Here is a 16,936-nt window from a genome sequence, read left to right as displayed (position 1 = left end):
CCGCGCAGGGTGAGCCGGCCCCTAAGGCGAGGGCGAAAGCCGTAGTCGATGGAAACCGGGTGAATATTCCCGGGCCTGCCAGAAGTGACGAATGCAATATGTTGTCGGGTCTTAACGGATTGATCCGGCTTTTGGCGCATTCCAGGAAATAGCTCTGGCATATAGACCGTACCCGAAACCGACACAGGTGGACTGGTAGAGCATACCAAGGCGCTTGAGAGAACGATGCTGAAGGAACTAGGCAAATTACTCGCGTAACTTCGGGATAAGCGAGACCCATCGTTGGGCAACCATCGGTGGGTGGCACAGACCAGGGGGTAGCGACTGTTTAGTAAAAACACAGGGCTGTGCGAAGTCGAGAGACGACGTATACGGCCTGACGCCTGCCCGGTGCCGGAAGGTTAAGAGGAGGTGTGCAAGCACTGAATTGAAGCCCCGGTAAACGGCGGCCGTAACTATAACGGTCCTAAGGTAGCGAAATTCCTTGTCGGGTAAGTTCCGACCTGCACGAATGGCGTAACGACTTCCCCGCTGTCTCCAGCATCGGCTCAGCGAAATTGAATTCCCCGTGAAGATGCGGGGTACCCGCGGTCAGACGGAAAGACCCTATGAACCTTTACTGCAGCTTTGCAGTGGCATCAGAGACATTCTGTGTAGGATAGGTGGGAGGCTTTGAACCCGGGGCGCCAGTTCCGGTGGAGCCATCCTTGAAATACCACCCTGACTGTTTCTGATGTCTAACCGAGACCAGTAAGCCTGGTCCGGGACCCTGCATGGTGGGCAGTTTGACTGGGGCGGTCGCCTCCCAAAGTGTAACGGAGGCGCGCGATGGTGGGCTCAGGTCGGTCGGACATCGACTGTTGAGTGCAATGGCATAAGCCCGCCTGACTGTGAGAGTGACAGCTCGATCAGAGACGAAAGTCGGCCATAGTGATCCGGTGGTCCCGCGTGGAAGGGCCATCGCTCAACGGATAAAAGGTACTCTAGGGATAACAGGCTGATCTCCCCCAAGAGTCCACATCGACGGGGAGGTTTGGCACCTCGATGTCGGCTCATCACATCCTGGGGCTGGAGCAGGTCCCAAGGGTTCGGCTGTTCGCCGATTAAAGTGGTACGTGAGCTGGGTTTAGAACGTCGTGAGACAGTTCGGTCCCTATCTGCCGTGGGTGTTGGAGACTTGAGAGGATTTGTCCCTAGTACGAGAGGACCGGGATGAACAGACCTCTGGTGCACCGGTTGTCGCGCCAGCGGCACAGCCGGGTAGCTAAGTCTGGACGGGATAATCGCTGAAAGCATCTAAGCGAGAAACCCACCTCAAAACCAGGTCTCCCCGAGGGCCGTGATAGACCATCACGTCGATAGGCCAGATGTGAAAGCGCAGCAATGCGTGCAGCTAACTGGTCCTAATCGCCCAACAGGCTCACTCACACCGCCTGCCCAGCAGGCAACACACATGCACAGCAATCATCCACACAACACACTCACCTCTCACCGCACCAACCTCACACGCCCAATAACACCCCACAGGGTGGACTGGACGACCTGGTGGCCATGGCGGGGATAGACCCACCCGATCCCATCCCGAACTCGGCCGTGAAATGCCCCAGCGCCTATGATACTGCGTCTCAAGACGCGGGAAAGTCGGTCGCCGCCAGGTCTTCCAGTCCACCCTACACAACACACACACCAGCGCGGGGTGGAGCAGCCCGGTAGCTCGTCAGGCTCATAACCTGAAGGCCGCAGGTTCAAATCCTGCCCCCGCAACCACCGATACCGACACTCCCGTGAGCAGCGCTCCGGGAGTGTTTCTTTTTTCAGCCTTTCCAATGGCTTGCCGCTCGATCCAGTTCAGGATCGTCCCGAGTTCTCCATACAGCATCGCGTCGATCTCACCCCGGTTCGGCCCGGGTGTCAGCACGACCTTCTCGATCAGCGCCCGCAGCGCCTCGGCGGCTTCCAGCCGCTCCTCGGGGCGGTTGAGGGCGTCGGTCAGGCGGCCGACCTTGCGGGCATAGATCGCCGAGGCACTCGGCAGCAGGTCCGGCACGTCGTCAGGAACGTCGGACAGCAGGGATGCCAGTTCGGCCTTGCGGGCTTCGAGCGTGTCCATCTCCGCCTTCATGCTGGGATGGAACATCCCCTCCTTGATGGCCTCGATGATACCCCGGATCTGTTTCTCGACCTTTACCTGTTCCACCTGCCAGACGTCGGCGTTGGAGCGGCGCTCGCGGTTGAGACGATTGGTCTCCTCGGCATAGGCGCGCATCGCTTCGGCCGCGATCTCCGGCGCCATCATCCGGTCTTTGAGACCGGAGAGCACGCGGCGTTCCAGATCGAGGCGGGGGATCGTCCGGCTGTTGGTGCAGGAACCATTTGTAACGTGGGACGAGCAGGCGAAACGGTCGGAACCTCGCAGCGTGTAAGGGCCGCCGCACTGGCCGCAGAACAGCAGGCCCGAGAGCAGGGATTTCGGGCGACGTGTGCTATTGAGCCGGTTTCGTTTGTGATGCGCCCTTACAGCTTCAGTGACGTTGACGTATTTCTCGGCAATGACGCTCTGACGAGCCTTGGTCGCCTGCCAGAGCGCATCATCGACGATCCGCAGGTCGGGCACGTCTGTGATCACCCACTCTGATTCCGGGTTCAGGCGCGAGACGCGCTTGCCGGTGGACGGGTCTTTCACATAGCGCTGCCGGTTCCAGACAAGCCGACCGATATACAGTTCGTTGTTGATGATGCCGGTGCCGCGCTTCACATGGCCCCGGATGGTCGTGTCGCTCCACAACTTGCCCTCAGGGCCGGCGATGGCCTGGTCGTTCAGGGCTTTGGCGATAGCGCGTGGACCGATACCAGCGGCGAAGTCGCGGAAGATGCGACGGACGATCTCCGCCTGATGCGCGTCGATCTCGCGGTCGCCCCGGATCTGTTCGCCTTTGGCGTCGAACTGGCGGACGACACGATAGCCGTAGCACAGCCCACCGCCGGATTTGCCGTCCTCGACCCGGCCGCGCAGGCCGCGATGGGTCTTGGCGGCGAGGTCTTTCAAGAACAGGGCGTTCATGGTGCCCTTGAGGCCGACATGCAGTTCGCTGATCTCGCCCTCGGCCAGGGTGACGATCGGCACGCCGGCGAATTTCAGGTGCTTGAACAGGTTCGCGACGTCGGCCTGGTCGCGCGAGATGCGGTCCAGCGCTTCGGCCAGCACGATGTCGAACCGTCCGGCCTGGGCATCCTGTAACAGGGTCTGGATGCCGGGACGCAGGATCATACTGGCGCCCGAAATGCCCGCGTCCTTGTAGGCGCCAATGACCTTCCACTTCTCGCGTTTGGCGTGTTCGCGGCAGATGCGGAACTGGTCCTCGATCGAGGCGTCGCGCTGGTTGTCGGACGAGTAGCGGGCATACAGGGCGACGCGGGTCATGGGATGTTGTTCCTTGGGTGGTGTTTCCTATCAGGCGACCTTGTCCATCCGGCTGGGCCGGATCAGCACCTCGGCGGAGATGCCGAGGCCGTCATGCAACTGGCGGATCATGTCGATCGACAGACCGCGCTTGCGGTTCAGCACGTCGGCCACCCGGTTGCGCGGGCCGATCATCGGTTCCAGATCCTTGCGGGTGAGACCCTGCTGCTCCATGCGGAAGCGGATCGCCTCCACCGGATCGGGCGGATCGATCGGATGATGTTTTGCCTCATAGGCGTCGATCAGGGTGGCCAACACGTCGAGACGATCGCCGTCCGGCGTGCCGCTCTTCGCGCCCCACAGGCGTCCGACCTCGTCGAGGGCCGCGTCGTAATCCGCTTCGTTGCGGATGGGTTTCAGATCAGCCGTCATGTTCCACCTCCGTCACGTCGATCCTGTCATACGCCTTGTGCGTGCCGATCCATTTGATCCAGACGATGCTTTTCTCGAAATCGACCGCCACGATCAGGCGATAGGCGTTGCCCTTGATATTGAAGACGATCCGCTCGGCGCTGACGATGCTGGCCGTGGCATAGAGCCGCTTCACATCGGCGGTGCTCGTCCAGGCGGCCCTGCCGACTTCGGCGAACCAGGCGTCCAGCGCCGCCTTGACGGTCGGCTGATCCTTCTGGCCCGCCAGACTGTCGACGAACTCTCTCAGCGTGCGACGGGCGATGATCCTCATTGACTGACCTTATATCACGGGACCATAATGGTCACAAGAAAAATACACGACAGCCCGACGAAGGGTCGTTCGCCGGGAGAAAACGCAGCCGGGAAGGGCGGCTACCGCAGAGGATCGGATCGGTTCTGCCGGGCCTGTTTCCGCTCCAGAGCGCGTGCACGCTCGAACTGCTCGCGGGCCATCTGACGGCCGATTAGCCGGGCGAGGGACAGGACGGCTTCGTTGGACGGGTGAAGCGCCTGTTCGGTTGTTTCCGCCTCACTGGTGGGGCCGAACACTTCGATCCTGATCCTGTCGGTTTTTTTGCGTGCCATCCTGTCCACCTTCCGGTCATGGGGCGACAGGAACGATGAAGGCCAGGACAAGGGGATTTGAGAAGACCGTGCGACAACCCATGCGGTAATCGGCGGTGATCGCGCAGAAAAGGGAGGCTTATCGGTCGTGGAAAAAATGATCATTCTTCTGGCGATTGGATATGCCGTCGGATTCTACGTTCGGGATCGCCGCGCGAAAGAGGCTCTGGCGCAGCAGGCCGCTGTTCGGCAGAAGGAAGACGAACGGCGTCGGCAATACCGACAGGAAAATGACCTGTCCGATCCGCAGAACCAGTTGCGGTTCATTGATGAATGCAGCCTGAAGGCAGTCCCTCCCGTCAATCGGGAAGCCGTGCGTGTGCTCTATGCGATCGATGAATGGATCAAGGATATGCAGCCCGACTGGCGTTTCGCCTTCGAAGTTGCGATGGGTGGCTTCATCAAAACGCCTTATGCCCCGGATGATCCGCGTCAGAAGCGGGCGTTCAAGTCCTACAGTGGCAAGCGCGTCGATTTCCTTCTGATCGATCGTTTTGGTAATCCGGTCCTGGTGGTCGAGTATAACGGTTCCGGTCACGATCTGTCCGGCGACGCTGACGCTCGCATGGCGGTCAAGCGTCTGGCCTTGCAGAAGGCAAGTATCCCGCTGCTCGCAATTCCCGAGAGGATGGACAAGCTCGACATCTTCGCAGCACTTTCGGAGAAAGTAGGAGTGCTGGAAACAGAAAAAAGAACAGGCTAATGGCTCCGCCCTCGCGCCGGCAAGGGTTCGCGTCAGCAGGCTGACGCCGTCCGATGGGGTGTCCCCGATCTTCCTGCGCTACGCTCCGTGCAGACCGGGAGAAACCCCTCCCCATCGGTCGCCCTTGCCGTTGCTACCCCGCTGCTCGCCGCGAGGCAGAGGAACAGCGGGGGCTGTTCCTCGCGGAACAAAGGGCAAAGACCATGACCGGCAACACCATCACGGCGACCGATTTCCGCAATACCATTCTCAATGGCGACAGCGTGGACCTGATGCGGGCAATGCCGCGCAATTCGGTGGATTTCATCCTGACCGACCCGCCTTACCTGGTGAATTATCAGGGCAGGGACGGGCGGAAGGTCCGCAACGACGATAATGCGCGCTGGCTCCGGCCGGCGGTGAATCAGATGCACCGTGTCCTGAAATGGGGCGGTCTTGCCGTCAGTTTTTACGGATGGAATAAGATCGACCTGTTTGCCGACGCCTGGAAAGCCGCCGGGTTCCGCATGGTCGGGCATATCGTGTTTCGCAAGTCATACGCCTCATCTTCGGGTTTTCTGCGCTACGAACACGAAAGCGCCTATCTATTGGCGAAGGGAAATGCGATGCGGCCCCATCAGCCGGTGCCGGACGTGATCGACATGTCCTACTCGGGAAACAGGCTGCATCCGACGCAAAAGCCCGTCGCGGCGCTGCTGCCTCTGGTGGATACGTTCTGCCCGGCTGGTGGTCTGGTGCTGGACCCGTTTTGCGGTTCGGGTTCGTCGCTGGTGGCGGCGCAGCATCTCGGCCGTGAGTGGCTGGGGATGGAACTCGACGCAGAACATGCGGCAATGGCGACCCGGCGACTGGCCTGGCACGCGGCGAAGAAAATAGCGGCATAGGGAGGGAACGCCGCAGGGCCGACAATTAGGTTCTGCGGTGCCCTCTTCCTTGGTCTGTCTGTCCGTACAAATTTGCGCCGATCCGACTTCGCGGATCGGCGACGGGAAGATGGAAAATAAGTGCCGCTCGCCGGGCGCGTGCCCGGCTCGCGGACTATTTTGGCAGCGCGGACGAACGCCATAACATCGTGCGATCGTGTTACGAGATCGACATATCTCCAAACACAGTCTGCACAAAATCTTCCCATTGCGCATCCTGATGTTCCTGCTGCCAGAAGCAGGCGCAAGAGGAAAGGTAACGCGATGCCGATATCAGATTGGCAGTCGCCGGCCGCTTACGAACACGCACAAGACATAGCTGCCGCCGGCATGGCCTGGGAATATCTTCGACGTGACGACGAATATCGTCGTGCGTTCCAGCGAATGAAAACGCTTCCAGTTCCGAAGTCAGGGGGCAGGAAAGCCTTCTCCGAACGATGGGGTTTGCGATTTCCCTGTCGATCCGGCGCAGCCTGCCGGCCGCACGCCTGTCTTCTGGATACCGGAACTCTCGCCTGACGTGATCGAACTGCGCGAGGTTCTTGCTGATGTGGATGATCCGGCCGTCATGCCGATCAATCTGGAGGAATTACTGGGCCTTGTTGGGCGGCTGGATGACGATGATGCGTGGCATGGTTTCTGGCGGGCGGGCGCGTCGACACATCAGTTCTGGCTCCCGACACGTCCGGTGGATGGGTCTGCCACATATGTCGTGATCCTGCCGCTCGATAAGTTGCTGGAACTTCGAGCGGAGGCCATGCTGCGGTTATGGCGCGCGCTGGTCGGTCGGCCTGAAGGCAGGTGGGCGCATGATTTCCCGCAACAGACGCGAGATCGGCATATCCTGATGCTCAGGGCGTTCGACGGTCGGGCGACTGGTGCGAGTTATCGCAAGCTCGCCGAAGTCCTGCTCGAGTTTCGCGGCAGAAAGGCCGACTGGGAAAACGACCCTCGTAAGAATCGAGTTCGTCGCCTCGTTGCCGACGGTCGGTACTATGTTCGTGGTGGCTATCGTGACCTGTTGTACTATCCTATTCGTCTGTCTGATTCCCAAGGTTTGATTGCGCGGTGAAGGCTTTTTCGCCTTCATATTAGCCCTCTATTTTGGATGCATCCCTCCTTGATAGGTTTAACTGGAAATGGGCAAGATGCTCATGTGAAGAGCCGGTAGAATTGCAAATAACAACAGAATACGATATTTATATGTTTCATAAAAAATTCCAATAAAATATGCCCTGCATGTTACTAATCGCAGTGCAACGAATCCAATCGCAGTGACGACAAAATCGAGGTTCAGTTGCGCTGGGATGTGGATAGCTGGGACGCTACACTATTAGCTTTCAGATTGACCCGACGTGTTTGATGGCTCGGGAAGGCGTATAACCATGGACAAGAAGCTATGTCGTGACCGTTTACTACCTCATGGTAGATATGTGAAACATTACTTTACCTCTTACATAGCGAACATAGATGAATTAAAATCACCAAATTCGTGCGTAACATGCATTTGTTATTCCCGTGGAGTTATAAAATGAGTAACTTATTGATTGAGGTATAAAAATGACTGATAAAGAAAAAAATTAGAACGACTTGATAAAAAACTTAGTGTCATTGAAGAAAAAATCAATAAAGCAATAGAGCTTAAGTCTCAGGTTGATATTTTAAGAGAGAAAATTGATTTTGAAATCAACAAAAGTATTTCTGTAGTATATTTTCACTTAGACAAAGAAGATGTTGTGGCTAATATAATATTGTCTAGTATACTTACGGAGGATAAGAAGGCGGTAGATATTGGGAAAGGAAAATCTGTCTACTTTCACCGAGCTCATGTTCCTGGCACTCAGGATCATTTACATTTTTATCAAAAAGATTCAAAACTCTTTGCGCTAAATCGCGATGGTACAGCACATGACAAGAGTCACCAATATCAGATGCCTAATTGGGCAAAAGAGGCCGTGAAAACACACTATCCAGATTTCACGATTCCTGTCGGTGGATTGATAGAGAGCCTTTTGGCTGATGAAAAAAAAGATATCTTAGTAGAGACGAATAGTGAGAAAAAACCTTTAGTGGCGGAAGAGCATCTCAGGGACGCAGAAAGTAAATGTGGATAAAACAATATGCTGACCTAGTATGGGGCACGTTCAAATGAGTATGACTGAGTATGTAGATACAAGCAATCTAGAAGGTTTGGGTGATCTAGACACTGTTTGTCGTATGATTGAGAATGAGTTAGGGGGAGGCATTCATATTAATGTTAAGAGCTGGAACGACCTTCGCACACTTATTGATCGACTAATAATTTTTCCTGCAAAAGCAGAAGATGAAAAAATTGATTTTTTTAAAACAAAAGCAGATAAGATTATCTATAGTTTGGTCGAATTAGATGGAAAAAATAGACAGAAACAGTTGGGGGTTACGCCATTGCATTATAAAAAAAAGGACATAGCCTCCAAATGGAAAAAAGAATTATCAAAATATTTACATGAAGATATTTGCAAACATCCAAAATCTAAGGATGCTTGGAATAAGATGGAACAAATGTATAAGGAAATGATTGGAAATGTCTAATCCTATCGTTCCATACAGTTTCACATCTCCGGCTGGCGATTATAGTATTCCTCGCATTCAAAACGACCTATTGAATCAGTCTACAATAAATTCTATCAAAAATGCTTGGGATTCTGCGGCGATTATTGATTCTTCCGGTCGAGTTTGGATAAACTCGCAATATATGCATACAATTTTACGTACAACGCCCCAAAATTCAAGGTATTTAATTGGTGGAATAGACGACTCCAATAAGCATATAGATGGCGATTATTTATTTGTTCGTGGATCATCTATACTGGAAATATTGGATGTCAATATCCAGTGCGCGCGAGGCTTGGCTCGTGAAAACTATCTTCGTGTCTCAGAAGCGTTCTACAGAGCAATAAGAGATTGCGATAAGGCCAGAATTACTAGAGCAGAGTTTTATGAACATTTAATGACAGTGAAGCAACGCCTCAAACAACAAAGAATATCGATGTCATGTATAGACGAGCTTGATGGATCACCTCTTGATATTGCAAGCTGCGAATTCTCTCATATAAGATCTGTTGCAATTTATCCTCATCTTTCGGGTTTGATTGGTAATGGTCTTATTGTAAACAAAGAAACGCATAATATTATAACTAATAATGGTATCAATGACGAGCATGAACTTTTGGAATTGTGTCAGAACTTAGGATGGAACACTGATTGGTATAGCGTGTATCAAGTATAATATATTATATGCGTGCTGCATTTATTAATTAAAGTAATAAATAATCGTAACGTACAACGTAAAGTTCTGAATTAATTCTACCATTTGGAGTACACTTTGGCGAGAAAGCAGTAATTTAGGAGAGCGAAGCCATGTCCGCTTGACGACCAGTCCGATTGGCGCCGTCTTTTAACCGGATATACCAAAGCAAATTTTCCTACCATCGAATGTTTTCAAGGTCCTGCACTCATTTTTACCCCTCCTGCCAGCGAAATGCCTTATGCAAGCTATCCTGCCCCTGATTAAGTGACGTGGAATGCCGGAATCACCTCATCTGCTTCCGGCACTCTCCATCCCGCCGATCCTCCACCACGGTTCGCCATGGCCCGCTGTCGTGACCGACAGCCGCCGAACCCAACCGGAGGCCCGATCATGCTCGATCCCAAGACGGGGTTGCCGCCCCGTTTCCTGCGCACGCCCGATGCGGCGCGCTTCCTTGGCATTTCCATCCGTACGCTGGAAAAGCACCGGACCTATGGTACCGGCCCGACCTATCGCAAGATCGGTGGCCGTATCGTTTACGCTCTCCCAGATCTTCAGGGCTGGGTCGAGAATGGTGTCCGCAGGTCTACCACCGATGAGACATCCTGCCGTGTCTTTCCGGCCCGTCCGCTGACCCCGGCCGAAAAGGCGACCCTTTGAATGGCCGGCGTCATGCCACCGCGTGGCCAACATGCGCGGGAGAGCGAGCGGCTGCGCCTCGATCCCTTCGTGATCGCGGGTGGCGATGCTAGCCCCCGCGACCAGCGCGACCTGATGGAGCGCCCGTTCTTCTCGCTTTCCAAGGTAAAGCGGGTCGCCCCGATCCTGTACGAGGCCGGGGGCCAGCGGGTCGAGATTTATGGCCTGGCAGAGCATGGCATGGCGACGATCTGGGATGCCGATGTGCTGATCTGGGCTGCCAGCCAGATCGTCGAGGCCGAGAATGGTGGCCTCAGGACATCCCGCTTCCTGCGCTTCACCCCGTACCAGCTTCTGACGGCCGTGGGCCGTGCCACGGGCGCAAGGGAATACCGCCTGCTCAAGGCCGCATTCGCCCGCCTGCAATCGACGGTGATCCGCACCACCATCCGTAATGGCGAGCATTGGCGTCGCCACCAGTTCTCCTGGATCAACGAATGGGAGGAACGGACCACCCGCGACGGCCGTGTCGAAGGCATGGAGTGCGTTCTGCCGGACTGGTTCTATCGTGGCGTTATCGACCGGTCGCTGGTCCTGACCATCGATCCGGCCTATTTCCGTCTGACGGGCGGCATCGAACGCTGGCTTTACCGCGTTGCCCGCAAACATGCCGGACATCAGCCACAGGGCTGGCTGTTCGAGATCGCCCATCTCCACGAAAAATCCGGCAGCCTGGCGCGTGTTTCCGATTTCGCACTCGACCTGCGGCGCATCGCCGCTCGCCAGTCGCTTCCCGGTTATCGCCTCGCGATCCGACGCGAGGGGCGGCGGAACCTGCTGCATATTCGCCCCTTAAACTTATCCACAGTGCCTGTGGATGACGGTGTGGATGGACACGGGATTTCGGGCGCAGGGACTATCGGGACTTCGGGCGCATCACTATCGGGATTTCAGGCGCACGAACCCCAGTTAAGTCTTTGGCCTGAAACGCAAAATCGCGCTCTTAACTTAGAGTCTAACTTAGACTCTAACTTTTTGATGTTGGGGCGACCGGATACCGACCGTGGTGCCGGTGCCGCTGACTGGCCGCCTGATCCTCACGCGTGTGGTCTTTCTCCCATGCCGGGAGACGGGCCATGAGCAGCACCACAACTGCCCGTGCGCGGGGCAACGCCCTGCCGTTCGCACGCGACGCATTAACCCATGTCGAACTGACCCACATCGAGAAGCGGGTCGAGAACTGGGTCAGGTTCGGCCATGAGGCTCAGGAACAGATCCTCGACCGACGCCGCCGTATCTTCTTCTTCCGTCCCGGCAGCGTCTTCGCCTTCGTTCGCTGGGCGGCCAATGATTTCGGCACGATCGCATCGCGCATCGACATCCTGCGCGCCGTGGCACCGGGCGAACCCAGCCAGACCGTGCCATTCGTCCGGCCCGGTGCCGAAATCCTGCTGCGGGTCGCGGGCTGGCCGAAGGTGCAACAGGTGCTCCGTCATATCGATGCGGTGGAAGAGGCCGGTATCGACGCCTGCATGGTCGCGCCCGATCACTGGCGGCATGTTGGCAATCGGCTGAACGCCGGTGAGCGGCCGCGCGCCTACACGATGGCACGTCATCGGGCCTGGCTCAGACGGCGGGAGATCGTGCCATGACCCGCTTCGGTTATGTCATGGCGACATATTTTGCCGCGATGGGCGTGGCCGTCGCTGCCATCGTCCCCGTGCCGGTGAAGTTGCTCTGGAACGCTTCCGCCAGTACGCCGCTTGGTTTGTACGATCTCGTAGCGCCGAATGGGCTGAAGGCTGGTGATCTGGTCGCCGTCAGGCCGCCGAAACCGCTGGCCGATTTCATGGCGCGGCGCGGCTATATTGGGCGGGGTGTGCCGCTGCTGAAGCCTGTGGCGGCGCTGCCTGGGCAACAGGTCTGCCGTGTCGGGCGCACTGTCACGGTTGATGGCGTAAAGCTCGGCGAAGCGCAGGACCGCGATCGGCGCGGTCGAGTGTTGCCAGTCTGGCAGGGCTGCCGCCGCATTGCACCGGATCAGATTTTCCTCATGAACCCGTCGGTTCAAGACAGCCTGGACGGCCGCTATTTCGGCCTGCTCCCGCGTGCCGCAGTGATCGGCCGGGCGACGCCGCTCTATACCGACGCGCGCGGCGACGGCCATTTCGTCTGGCACGGTCTCTTCGCTGACAGGCCGATGCCGTCTTTTCCCAACATCGCTATGGAGACTTCCCATGCCGCAGATCGGTAGTTTCACGCGCGACAAGACCGGCTTTGCCGGACGCATCCAGACCTTCCTTGGTTCCCATGAGATCGTCATCGTGCCGGCCGAGAAATCGGATTCCGACAACGCCCCGGATTACCGCATCCATCGCGATGACGAAGACGGCCCGGAGATTGGTGTCGGCTGGAAACGCACGGGCGAGCGTGCCGGCGATTACGTTGCCCTGCTGATCGACGATCCGCTTCTGCCGCAACCGTTACGCGCCAATTTGTTCCGTGATGGCAGCAATGGCGGTCTCTGGTCGCTGCACTGGAGCCGCCCCCAGAGGCGCGACGGGCGGGACTGACGTCATGCGCAGTCAGACCCTGATCGTGTGTTTGTTAGCAGGGGGATGTCTCGTGTCCATGTCGCCAGTTGCTGTATCGGCGCAGACAATCGACGTCCCGTATGCCGCCGAGATCGCTGAGGCCGCGCGGCGTTTCGACATTCCGGCGACCTGGATTAGGGCCGTCATGGGCGCCGAGAGTGCAGGTGATCCGGGCGTCGTTTCATCAGCGGGGGCGATGGGGCTGATGCAGATTATGCCCGGCACATGGGCGGATCTGCGCCTCCGGCACCATCTTGGCCGCGATCCCTACGACCCGCGCGACAACATTCTGGCGGGCGCGGCCTATCTCCGCGAACTGCATGACCGTTACGGTTCGTCGGGTTTTCTCGCCGCCTATAACGCCGGTCCCGATCGCTATGAGGCGTCTCTGGCAGGGCGTCCGCTTCCATCGGAAACGCGCGCCTATGTCGCTGCCGTGGCGCCGATCATTGGAGGTGGCGGCGGTGCTTCCGTCATGATTGCGGTAGCCGATCGGTTTGCCTGGACCCGTGCGCCGCTCTTCATTGTGCAGCCAGATCGCAACACGACGGTCGCGTCTGTGCGCGATATGTCGGGGATCATGCCGCGATCGGATGGTCTGTTCATGGTGCGTGGCGGCATGGGATCGCGGCCATGATGACAGTGTGCAGGGCAGGGGGTAAAGGGGCGAAAAGAGGGCAGAAGAGGGAGTGCCAGCCGTAATCGGGCCTGAGCGGTCGTCGTCGATTGGCGGTCTCCCGGGCCGGAAAGAAGGTAGAGTTGCCGCGGTGAAACAGCAGCGCGGGAGGCGTGCGATGGAATTCTTTTGCGGTCTCGATGTGTCGATCGACGAAACGGCGGTCTGTGTGGTGGACGAGCAGGGCACCGTGCATCTGGAAACGACGGTGGCCACGGACCCGGCTGCGCTCAGGGATGCCGTGAAGCCGTTCCTGCCGCGCCTGCGCCGTATGGGTCACGAGGCAGGTTCCCTGTCGCCCTGGCTGCATCCGGAGATGCTGGCGCTGGGCCTGCCGGCGGTCTGCCTGGAGACGAAACACGTGCGGGCGGCGATGTCGGCGCAGCGCAACAAGACCGACAAGGCGGACGCGCTGGGGATCGCGCATATCGTGCGCACCGGCTGGTTCCGGACGGCCCATATCAAGAGCGAAGCAAGCTATCGGCTGCGTCTGATCCTGACCCAGCGCAGCACGCTCAAGCGCAAATTCATGGATCTCGAGAATACGATCCGCCATTCGCTCAAGGCGTTCGGTATCCGCCTGGGCACGGTCTCGCGGGCGCGCTTCGACACCGCCGTTCGCGAGGCCGTGGCGCAGGACGCGCTGACCCGCGATCTCATGGAGGCGATGCTGCGGGCGAAGGCCGTGCTCTGGGAAGAATATACCCGGCTGCACAAGCTGGTGGTGCGGATCGTCGCGGGTGACGAGGTGTGCCGGCGGTTCATGGCCATTCCGGGGGTGGGGCCGGTGACCGCGCTTGGCGTGATGACGGCGATCGACGATCCGTCGCGCTTCCGGCGCTCGCGCGACGTCGCGGCGTATTTCGGCCTGACGTCGCGGCGCTGGCAGTCGGGTACCAGCATCGATGTGCAGGGACGCATCAGCAAGGCCGGCGATCCGGAGGTGCGGCGGTCCCTCTATGAAGCGGCGTCGGTCCTGCTGACGCGTTTCAAGGGGCGCGACAAGCTGCGGACCTGGGGCCTGGAACTGGCGAAACGGTCCTGCCATCGCAAGGCGGCGGTCGCCGTGGCGCGCAAGATGGCCGTGATCATGCATGCCATGTGGCTCGACGGAACGGTCTATGACGGCGGTCCGGCCGTCGATCCCGAAGAGCGGGCCCGTCATATCGCTTGCAAGAACCGCAAATTGCCGCGGGCGCTCGCGTGAGTGTCCAGCTGCAAAGGAATGTTCCGCCGCGTGTCGGGATGACCGCGGCGTTCTGAACAGGGAGATCCGCCAAGGCGGATGGGGAAGGGTGCAGTCGAGGACGACGGGAAGCACGATATCTTGCCTGGAGCACGCGCAGGTGAACGCCTCGTGGGACTCCGCTCGAGTGCCTGTGATGCTGCCCCGTGAATCCGATGGCAAAATGCGCCACGACGAAAGGCCGGCCGCCCATCCACGGATGGGGCGGCATATCAGTCGTCGCTGAGCGCGGAAGAGTGCACGGCGTGCCACGAACCCTCAGTCAGGGCCGAGATGCCAGTCCAGGAGCAGAACTGTGATCGTGAAAGGAAGCTAAAGGAAAACGAAGAATGAAAAACTTGACCAAAAAACCCGCCCGATTAAGAGGGCTGGATAAAAGGCCGCACATCGCGGCTCGGTTGGGGTGGCTGTTTTCCGGGATTTTTGAAGTCTTGTGGCGAGGTGCGTGGAAACTCCGCACCTCGCATCTAAGTGTCATCTCTTTGATCCGGCGCGATCTTTCGCGCGGTGCAGGGCAGTTTTCATGAACAGGGACGAGGAATTCCGGGTCAGGCCTGGTCGCATCCGCTCCACCCGTGCCCGTCAGGCGCGCCCCTTCGTGACACAGGTGCTGGCGTCCGTGCAGCGGGCTGGTGGCCGGGTCTCGCGCGCAGGGAAAATCACCTCTGGCCGGCGCTCCAGTTTCGGCCGTGGCTGGGCTGCCGCCCATGCGGCCAATCGCCTGCTGACCAGCCGCTCGCGGGGCGTCGTCATCAAGGCCCGCGTCGTGCGGCATGCCCCGCGTGCCACACCGCTGGCAGCGCATCTCCGTTACCTGCGTCGGGAGGGGGTAACGCGGGACGAAGAGGATGCGCGCCTGTTCGGCAAGGACAGCGACGACATCCGCGCCTCGGACTTCGCCGAACGCTGCGACGGTGATCGTCATCATTTCCGCTTCATCGTCTCGCCAGAGGATGCGCCGGAGATGTCGGACCTGCGGGCTTTCGCACGGGATCTGATGGGGCAGATGGAGTCCGATCTCGGCACGAAACTCGACTGGGTCGCCGTCGATCACTGGAACACAGCGCATCCCCATCTGCACGTCATCGTGCGGGGCGTGGCGGAGGATGGCTCTGAGCTGGTGATCGCGCGTGATTATATCCGCGAGGGGATGCGCGCCCGTGCCCAGGATCTCGTGACGTTGGAACTCGGGCCGCGCACGGATCACGACATCCATCAGGCGGTCGAGCGGCAGGTGAACGCCGACCGCTGGACCCAGCTTGACCGCCAGCTTCAGAAGGACGCCGGAGCGGACGGCGCCATTGATCTCGGGCGCACACCGGGCGAAACACCGGACGCCTTCGCGACGGTGAAGCAGGGTCGTCTTCGCCGTCTGGAAACCATGGGGCTGGCACATCAGGTCGGGCCGGATCGCTGGCGGATGGACGAGAGCGCGGAGGCGACGCTTCGGGAGATCAGCGAGCGTAACGACATCATCAAACGCATCCACCGAGGGCTGGCGGAGCAGAAGATCGACCGTGCCGCATCATCCTGGGTGCTGGCGGGAGAGGATACTACCGATCCCGTGATCGGTCGGCTGGTCGATCGTGGCCTTGATGATGAGCTGCGCGGCACGGCCTATGCGGTGATCGACGGGATTGATGGGCGCACGCACCATGTCCGCCTGCCGCACCTCGAAGCCGCTGGCGATGGATCGGTCGGTTCGATCGTGGAATTGCGGCGTTTCACCGACAAACAGGGACGTGATCGTGTCGCGCTGGCCGTGCGTTCGGATTTCACGCTGGAGCGGCAGGTGACGGCGGAGGGCTCGACCTGGCTCGACCGGCAGGTGATCGCACGGGAGCCTCTCCCTCTGGCGTCCACCGGGTTCGGCGCCGATGTCAAAGAGGCGATGGAAAAGCGGGCGGATCATCTGATGGAGCAGGAGCTGGCCAGCCGCGACGGCGGGAGCATCCGTTATGCCCGGAACCTGATCGCCACACTGCGCCAGCGGGAGTTGAAGACGCTGGGCCAGAGCCTTGCCGGGAAGTCGGGGATGCCGTTTCGGAGGAGCGGGGAGGGCGATCCCGTTACCGGCACCTACCGTCAGCGTTTCAACCTGGCGTCGGGCCGGTTCGCCATGATCGACGACGGGCTGGGCTTCGAGTTGGTGCCGTGGTCGCCGTCGCTGGAAAAACAGCGCGGCCGGGAGGTGTCGGGCATCATGCGCGGCGATGGCGGGATCGACTGGTCGTTCGCGCGGAAACGGGGGCTTGGGCTGTAAAGTCTGATGCTCTGATTTTTCTTCGCACGCGCTTCCTGTTCTTCATGATACTGTTGACGCAGCGCAATGCAGAGCGCGCAGTAGCCGTGCTACCAGTTCTGGGTC

At 58.7% G+C, this 16,936-nt stretch carries 20 protein-coding genes, 1 tRNA gene and 2 rRNA genes (1 of these 23 cut by a window edge); 19 read left to right on the top strand and 4 right to left on the bottom strand.

The features are described from left to right. The 3 genes from GDIA_RS08085 to GDIA_RS08075 form a co-directional block, all read left to right on the top strand. Positions 1 to 1,428, top strand: a 23S ribosomal RNA gene (locus GDIA_RS08085) (it extends 1,313 nt beyond the left edge of the window). 113 nt (positions 1,429 to 1,541) lie between these two features. Next, positions 1,542 to 1,657 (top strand): 5S ribosomal RNA (gene rrf, locus GDIA_RS08080). Between the two features lie 33 nt (positions 1,658 to 1,690). Continuing rightward, positions 1,691 to 1,767, top strand: a tRNA-Met gene (locus GDIA_RS08075). On the opposite strand, the gene GDIA_RS18485 is transcribed toward GDIA_RS08075, so the two are convergent. From GDIA_RS18485 to GDIA_RS08050, 4 genes are all read right to left on the bottom strand, one after another. After that, positions 1,724 to 3,421, bottom strand: a complete 1,698-nt coding sequence (locus GDIA_RS18485; protein ID WP_012553878.1) for a recombinase family protein — start codon at positions 3,419 to 3,421, stop codon at positions 1,724 to 1,726. The two genes, GDIA_RS08075 and GDIA_RS18485, sit on opposite strands and share 44 nt — an antisense overlap. Before the next feature lie 30 nt (positions 3,422 to 3,451). Then, positions 3,452 to 3,832 (bottom strand): helix-turn-helix domain-containing protein, encoded by a 381-nt coding sequence (locus GDIA_RS08060; protein ID WP_012553877.1) that lies wholly within the window; start codon positions 3,830 to 3,832, stop codon positions 3,452 to 3,454. Next, a complete protein-coding gene (locus GDIA_RS08055) occupies positions 3,822 to 4,145 on the bottom strand; it encodes a type II toxin-antitoxin system HigB family toxin (RefSeq protein WP_012553876.1) in 324 nt (107 codons plus the stop codon). The genes GDIA_RS08060 and GDIA_RS08055 overlap by 11 nt, the downstream gene beginning before the upstream one ends. Before the next feature lie 101 nt (positions 4,146 to 4,246). After that, positions 4,247 to 4,459: a hypothetical protein gene (locus GDIA_RS08050; RefSeq protein ID WP_012553875.1), complete on the bottom strand. Its 213-nt coding sequence runs from the start codon at positions 4,457 to 4,459 to the stop codon at positions 4,247 to 4,249. A gap of 136 nt (positions 4,460 to 4,595) precedes the next feature. Between GDIA_RS08050 and GDIA_RS08045 the strand changes: the two genes are divergently transcribed. The 16 genes from GDIA_RS08045 (at position 4,596) to GDIA_RS07995 (ending at position 16,831) form a co-directional block, all read left to right on the top strand. Beyond that, complete coding sequence (locus GDIA_RS08045; protein ID WP_211205849.1) at positions 4,596 to 5,201, top strand: DUF2726 domain-containing protein; 606 nt, start codon at positions 4,596 to 4,598, stop codon at positions 5,199 to 5,201. Positions 5,202 to 5,404: 203 nt separating this feature from the next. Beyond that, on the top strand, positions 5,405 to 6,085 hold the full coding sequence (locus GDIA_RS08040) for a DNA methyltransferase (protein WP_012553873.1): 681 nt from the start codon (positions 5,405 to 5,407) through the stop codon (positions 6,083 to 6,085). A gap of 303 nt (positions 6,086 to 6,388) precedes the next feature. Continuing rightward, positions 6,389 to 6,643: a transcriptional regulator domain-containing protein gene (locus GDIA_RS19890; RefSeq protein WP_081434713.1), complete on the top strand. Its 255-nt coding sequence runs from the start codon at positions 6,389 to 6,391 to the stop codon at positions 6,641 to 6,643. 1 nt (position 6,644) lies between these two features. After that, positions 6,645 to 7,196 (top strand): DUF2285 domain-containing protein, encoded by a 552-nt coding sequence (locus GDIA_RS08035; protein WP_081434712.1) that lies wholly within the window; start codon positions 6,645 to 6,647, stop codon positions 7,194 to 7,196. A gap of 664 nt (positions 7,197 to 7,860) precedes the next feature. After that, positions 7,861 to 8,238 carry a hypothetical protein gene (locus GDIA_RS19135; RefSeq protein ID WP_144880456.1) on the top strand — a complete coding sequence of 126 codons (378 nt, stop codon included), beginning with the start codon at positions 7,861 to 7,863 and terminating at the stop codon, positions 8,236 to 8,238. A 34-nt stretch (positions 8,239 to 8,272) separates the two neighbouring features. Then, the gene (locus GDIA_RS19130) at positions 8,273 to 8,695 is read left to right on the top strand and encodes a hypothetical protein (protein WP_144880455.1); all 423 of its coding nucleotides are present in this window, start codon (positions 8,273 to 8,275) and stop codon (positions 8,693 to 8,695) included. Next, complete coding sequence (locus tag GDIA_RS19125) at positions 8,688 to 9,392, top strand: hypothetical protein (RefSeq protein WP_012553871.1); 705 nt, start codon at positions 8,688 to 8,690, stop codon at positions 9,390 to 9,392. The genes GDIA_RS19130 and GDIA_RS19125 overlap by 8 nt, the downstream gene beginning before the upstream one ends. Positions 9,393 to 9,803: 411 nt before the next feature. Continuing rightward, positions 9,804 to 10,073: a helix-turn-helix transcriptional regulator gene (locus tag GDIA_RS08030; RefSeq protein WP_012553870.1), complete on the top strand. Its 270-nt coding sequence runs from the start codon at positions 9,804 to 9,806 to the stop codon at positions 10,071 to 10,073. After that, positions 10,074 to 11,192 carry a replication initiator protein A gene (locus GDIA_RS08025; RefSeq protein WP_012553869.1) on the top strand — a complete coding sequence of 373 codons (1,119 nt, stop codon included), beginning with the start codon at positions 10,074 to 10,076 and terminating at the stop codon, positions 11,190 to 11,192. After that, on the top strand, positions 11,189 to 11,704 hold the full coding sequence (locus GDIA_RS08020; RefSeq protein WP_012553868.1) for a DUF2840 domain-containing protein: 516 nt from the start codon (positions 11,189 to 11,191) through the stop codon (positions 11,702 to 11,704). The genes GDIA_RS08025 and GDIA_RS08020 overlap by 4 nt, the downstream gene beginning before the upstream one ends. Further along, the gene (locus tag GDIA_RS08015; protein WP_012553867.1) at positions 11,701 to 12,306 is read left to right on the top strand and encodes a S26 family signal peptidase; all 606 of its coding nucleotides are present in this window, start codon (positions 11,701 to 11,703) and stop codon (positions 12,304 to 12,306) included. Before GDIA_RS08020 ends, GDIA_RS08015 begins: the two co-directional genes overlap by 4 nt. Further along, positions 12,290 to 12,625: a DUF736 domain-containing protein gene (locus GDIA_RS08010; protein WP_012553866.1), complete on the top strand. Its 336-nt coding sequence runs from the start codon at positions 12,290 to 12,292 to the stop codon at positions 12,623 to 12,625. The genes GDIA_RS08015 and GDIA_RS08010 overlap by 17 nt, the downstream gene beginning before the upstream one ends. A gap of 4 nt (positions 12,626 to 12,629) precedes the next feature. Then, positions 12,630 to 13,283: a lytic transglycosylase domain-containing protein gene (locus tag GDIA_RS08005; RefSeq protein WP_012553865.1), complete on the top strand. Its 654-nt coding sequence runs from the start codon at positions 12,630 to 12,632 to the stop codon at positions 13,281 to 13,283. A 157-nt stretch (positions 13,284 to 13,440) separates the two neighbouring features. Next, entirely contained in the window at positions 13,441 to 14,529 is a 1,089-nt protein-coding gene (locus GDIA_RS08000; protein ID WP_012222184.1) for an IS110-like element ISGdi15 family transposase, read from the top strand. A 368-nt stretch (positions 14,530 to 14,897) separates the two neighbouring features. After that, entirely contained in the window at positions 14,898 to 15,095 is a 198-nt protein-coding gene (locus tag GDIA_RS19120; protein WP_144880576.1) for a hypothetical protein, read from the top strand. Next, positions 15,092 to 16,831: a relaxase/mobilization nuclease domain-containing protein gene (locus GDIA_RS07995; RefSeq protein ID WP_012222742.1), complete on the top strand. Its 1,740-nt coding sequence runs from the start codon at positions 15,092 to 15,094 to the stop codon at positions 16,829 to 16,831. The genes GDIA_RS19120 and GDIA_RS07995 overlap by 4 nt, the downstream gene beginning before the upstream one ends. The last annotated feature ends 105 nt before the right edge of the window (positions 16,832 to 16,936 follow it).

The organism is Gluconacetobacter diazotrophicus PA1 5, from assembly GCF_000021325.1.
Classification (GTDB): Bacteria; Pseudomonadota; Alphaproteobacteria; order Acetobacterales; family Acetobacteraceae; genus Gluconacetobacter; species Gluconacetobacter diazotrophicus.
Note: the sequence above shows the minus strand (reverse complement) of the source record. Positions and strands in the feature narration are given on the sequence as shown.

Coding starts and splice junctions, on each gene's coding strand:
- GDIA_RS18485 (WP_012553878.1), bottom strand. CDS start 3,421: ATGACCCGCGTCGCCCTGTATGCCCGCTACTCGTCCGACAACCAGCGC.
- GDIA_RS08060 (WP_012553877.1), bottom strand. CDS start 3,832: ATGACGGCTGATCTGAAACCCATCCGCAACGAAGCGGATTACGACGCG.
- GDIA_RS08055 (WP_012553876.1), bottom strand. CDS start 4,145: ATGAGGATCATCGCCCGTCGCACGCTGAGAGAGTTCGTCGACAGTCTG.
- GDIA_RS08050 (WP_012553875.1), bottom strand. CDS start 4,459: ATGGCACGCAAAAAAACCGACAGGATCAGGATCGAAGTGTTCGGCCCC.
- GDIA_RS08045 (WP_211205849.1), top strand. CDS start 4,596: ATGATCATTCTTCTGGCGATTGGATATGCCGTCGGATTCTACGTTCGG.
- GDIA_RS08040 (WP_012553873.1), top strand. CDS start 5,405: ATGACCGGCAACACCATCACGGCGACCGATTTCCGCAATACCATTCTC.
- GDIA_RS19890 (WP_081434713.1), top strand. CDS start 6,389: ATGCCGATATCAGATTGGCAGTCGCCGGCCGCTTACGAACACGCACAA.
- GDIA_RS19130 (WP_144880455.1), top strand. CDS start 8,273: ATGAGTATGACTGAGTATGTAGATACAAGCAATCTAGAAGGTTTGGGT.
- GDIA_RS19125 (WP_012553871.1), top strand. CDS start 8,688: ATGTCTAATCCTATCGTTCCATACAGTTTCACATCTCCGGCTGGCGAT.
- GDIA_RS08030 (WP_012553870.1), top strand. CDS start 9,804: ATGCTCGATCCCAAGACGGGGTTGCCGCCCCGTTTCCTGCGCACGCCC.
- GDIA_RS08025 (WP_012553869.1), top strand. CDS start 10,074: ATGGCCGGCGTCATGCCACCGCGTGGCCAACATGCGCGGGAGAGCGAG.
- GDIA_RS08020 (WP_012553868.1), top strand. CDS start 11,189: ATGAGCAGCACCACAACTGCCCGTGCGCGGGGCAACGCCCTGCCGTTC.
- GDIA_RS08015 (WP_012553867.1), top strand. CDS start 11,701: ATGACCCGCTTCGGTTATGTCATGGCGACATATTTTGCCGCGATGGGC.
- GDIA_RS08010 (WP_012553866.1), top strand. CDS start 12,290: ATGCCGCAGATCGGTAGTTTCACGCGCGACAAGACCGGCTTTGCCGGA.
- GDIA_RS08005 (WP_012553865.1), top strand. CDS start 12,630: ATGCGCAGTCAGACCCTGATCGTGTGTTTGTTAGCAGGGGGATGTCTC.
- GDIA_RS08000 (WP_012222184.1), top strand. CDS start 13,441: ATGGAATTCTTTTGCGGTCTCGATGTGTCGATCGACGAAACGGCGGTC.
- GDIA_RS19120 (WP_144880576.1), top strand. CDS start 14,898: ATGAAAAACTTGACCAAAAAACCCGCCCGATTAAGAGGGCTGGATAAA.
- GDIA_RS07995 (WP_012222742.1), top strand. CDS start 15,092: ATGAACAGGGACGAGGAATTCCGGGTCAGGCCTGGTCGCATCCGCTCC.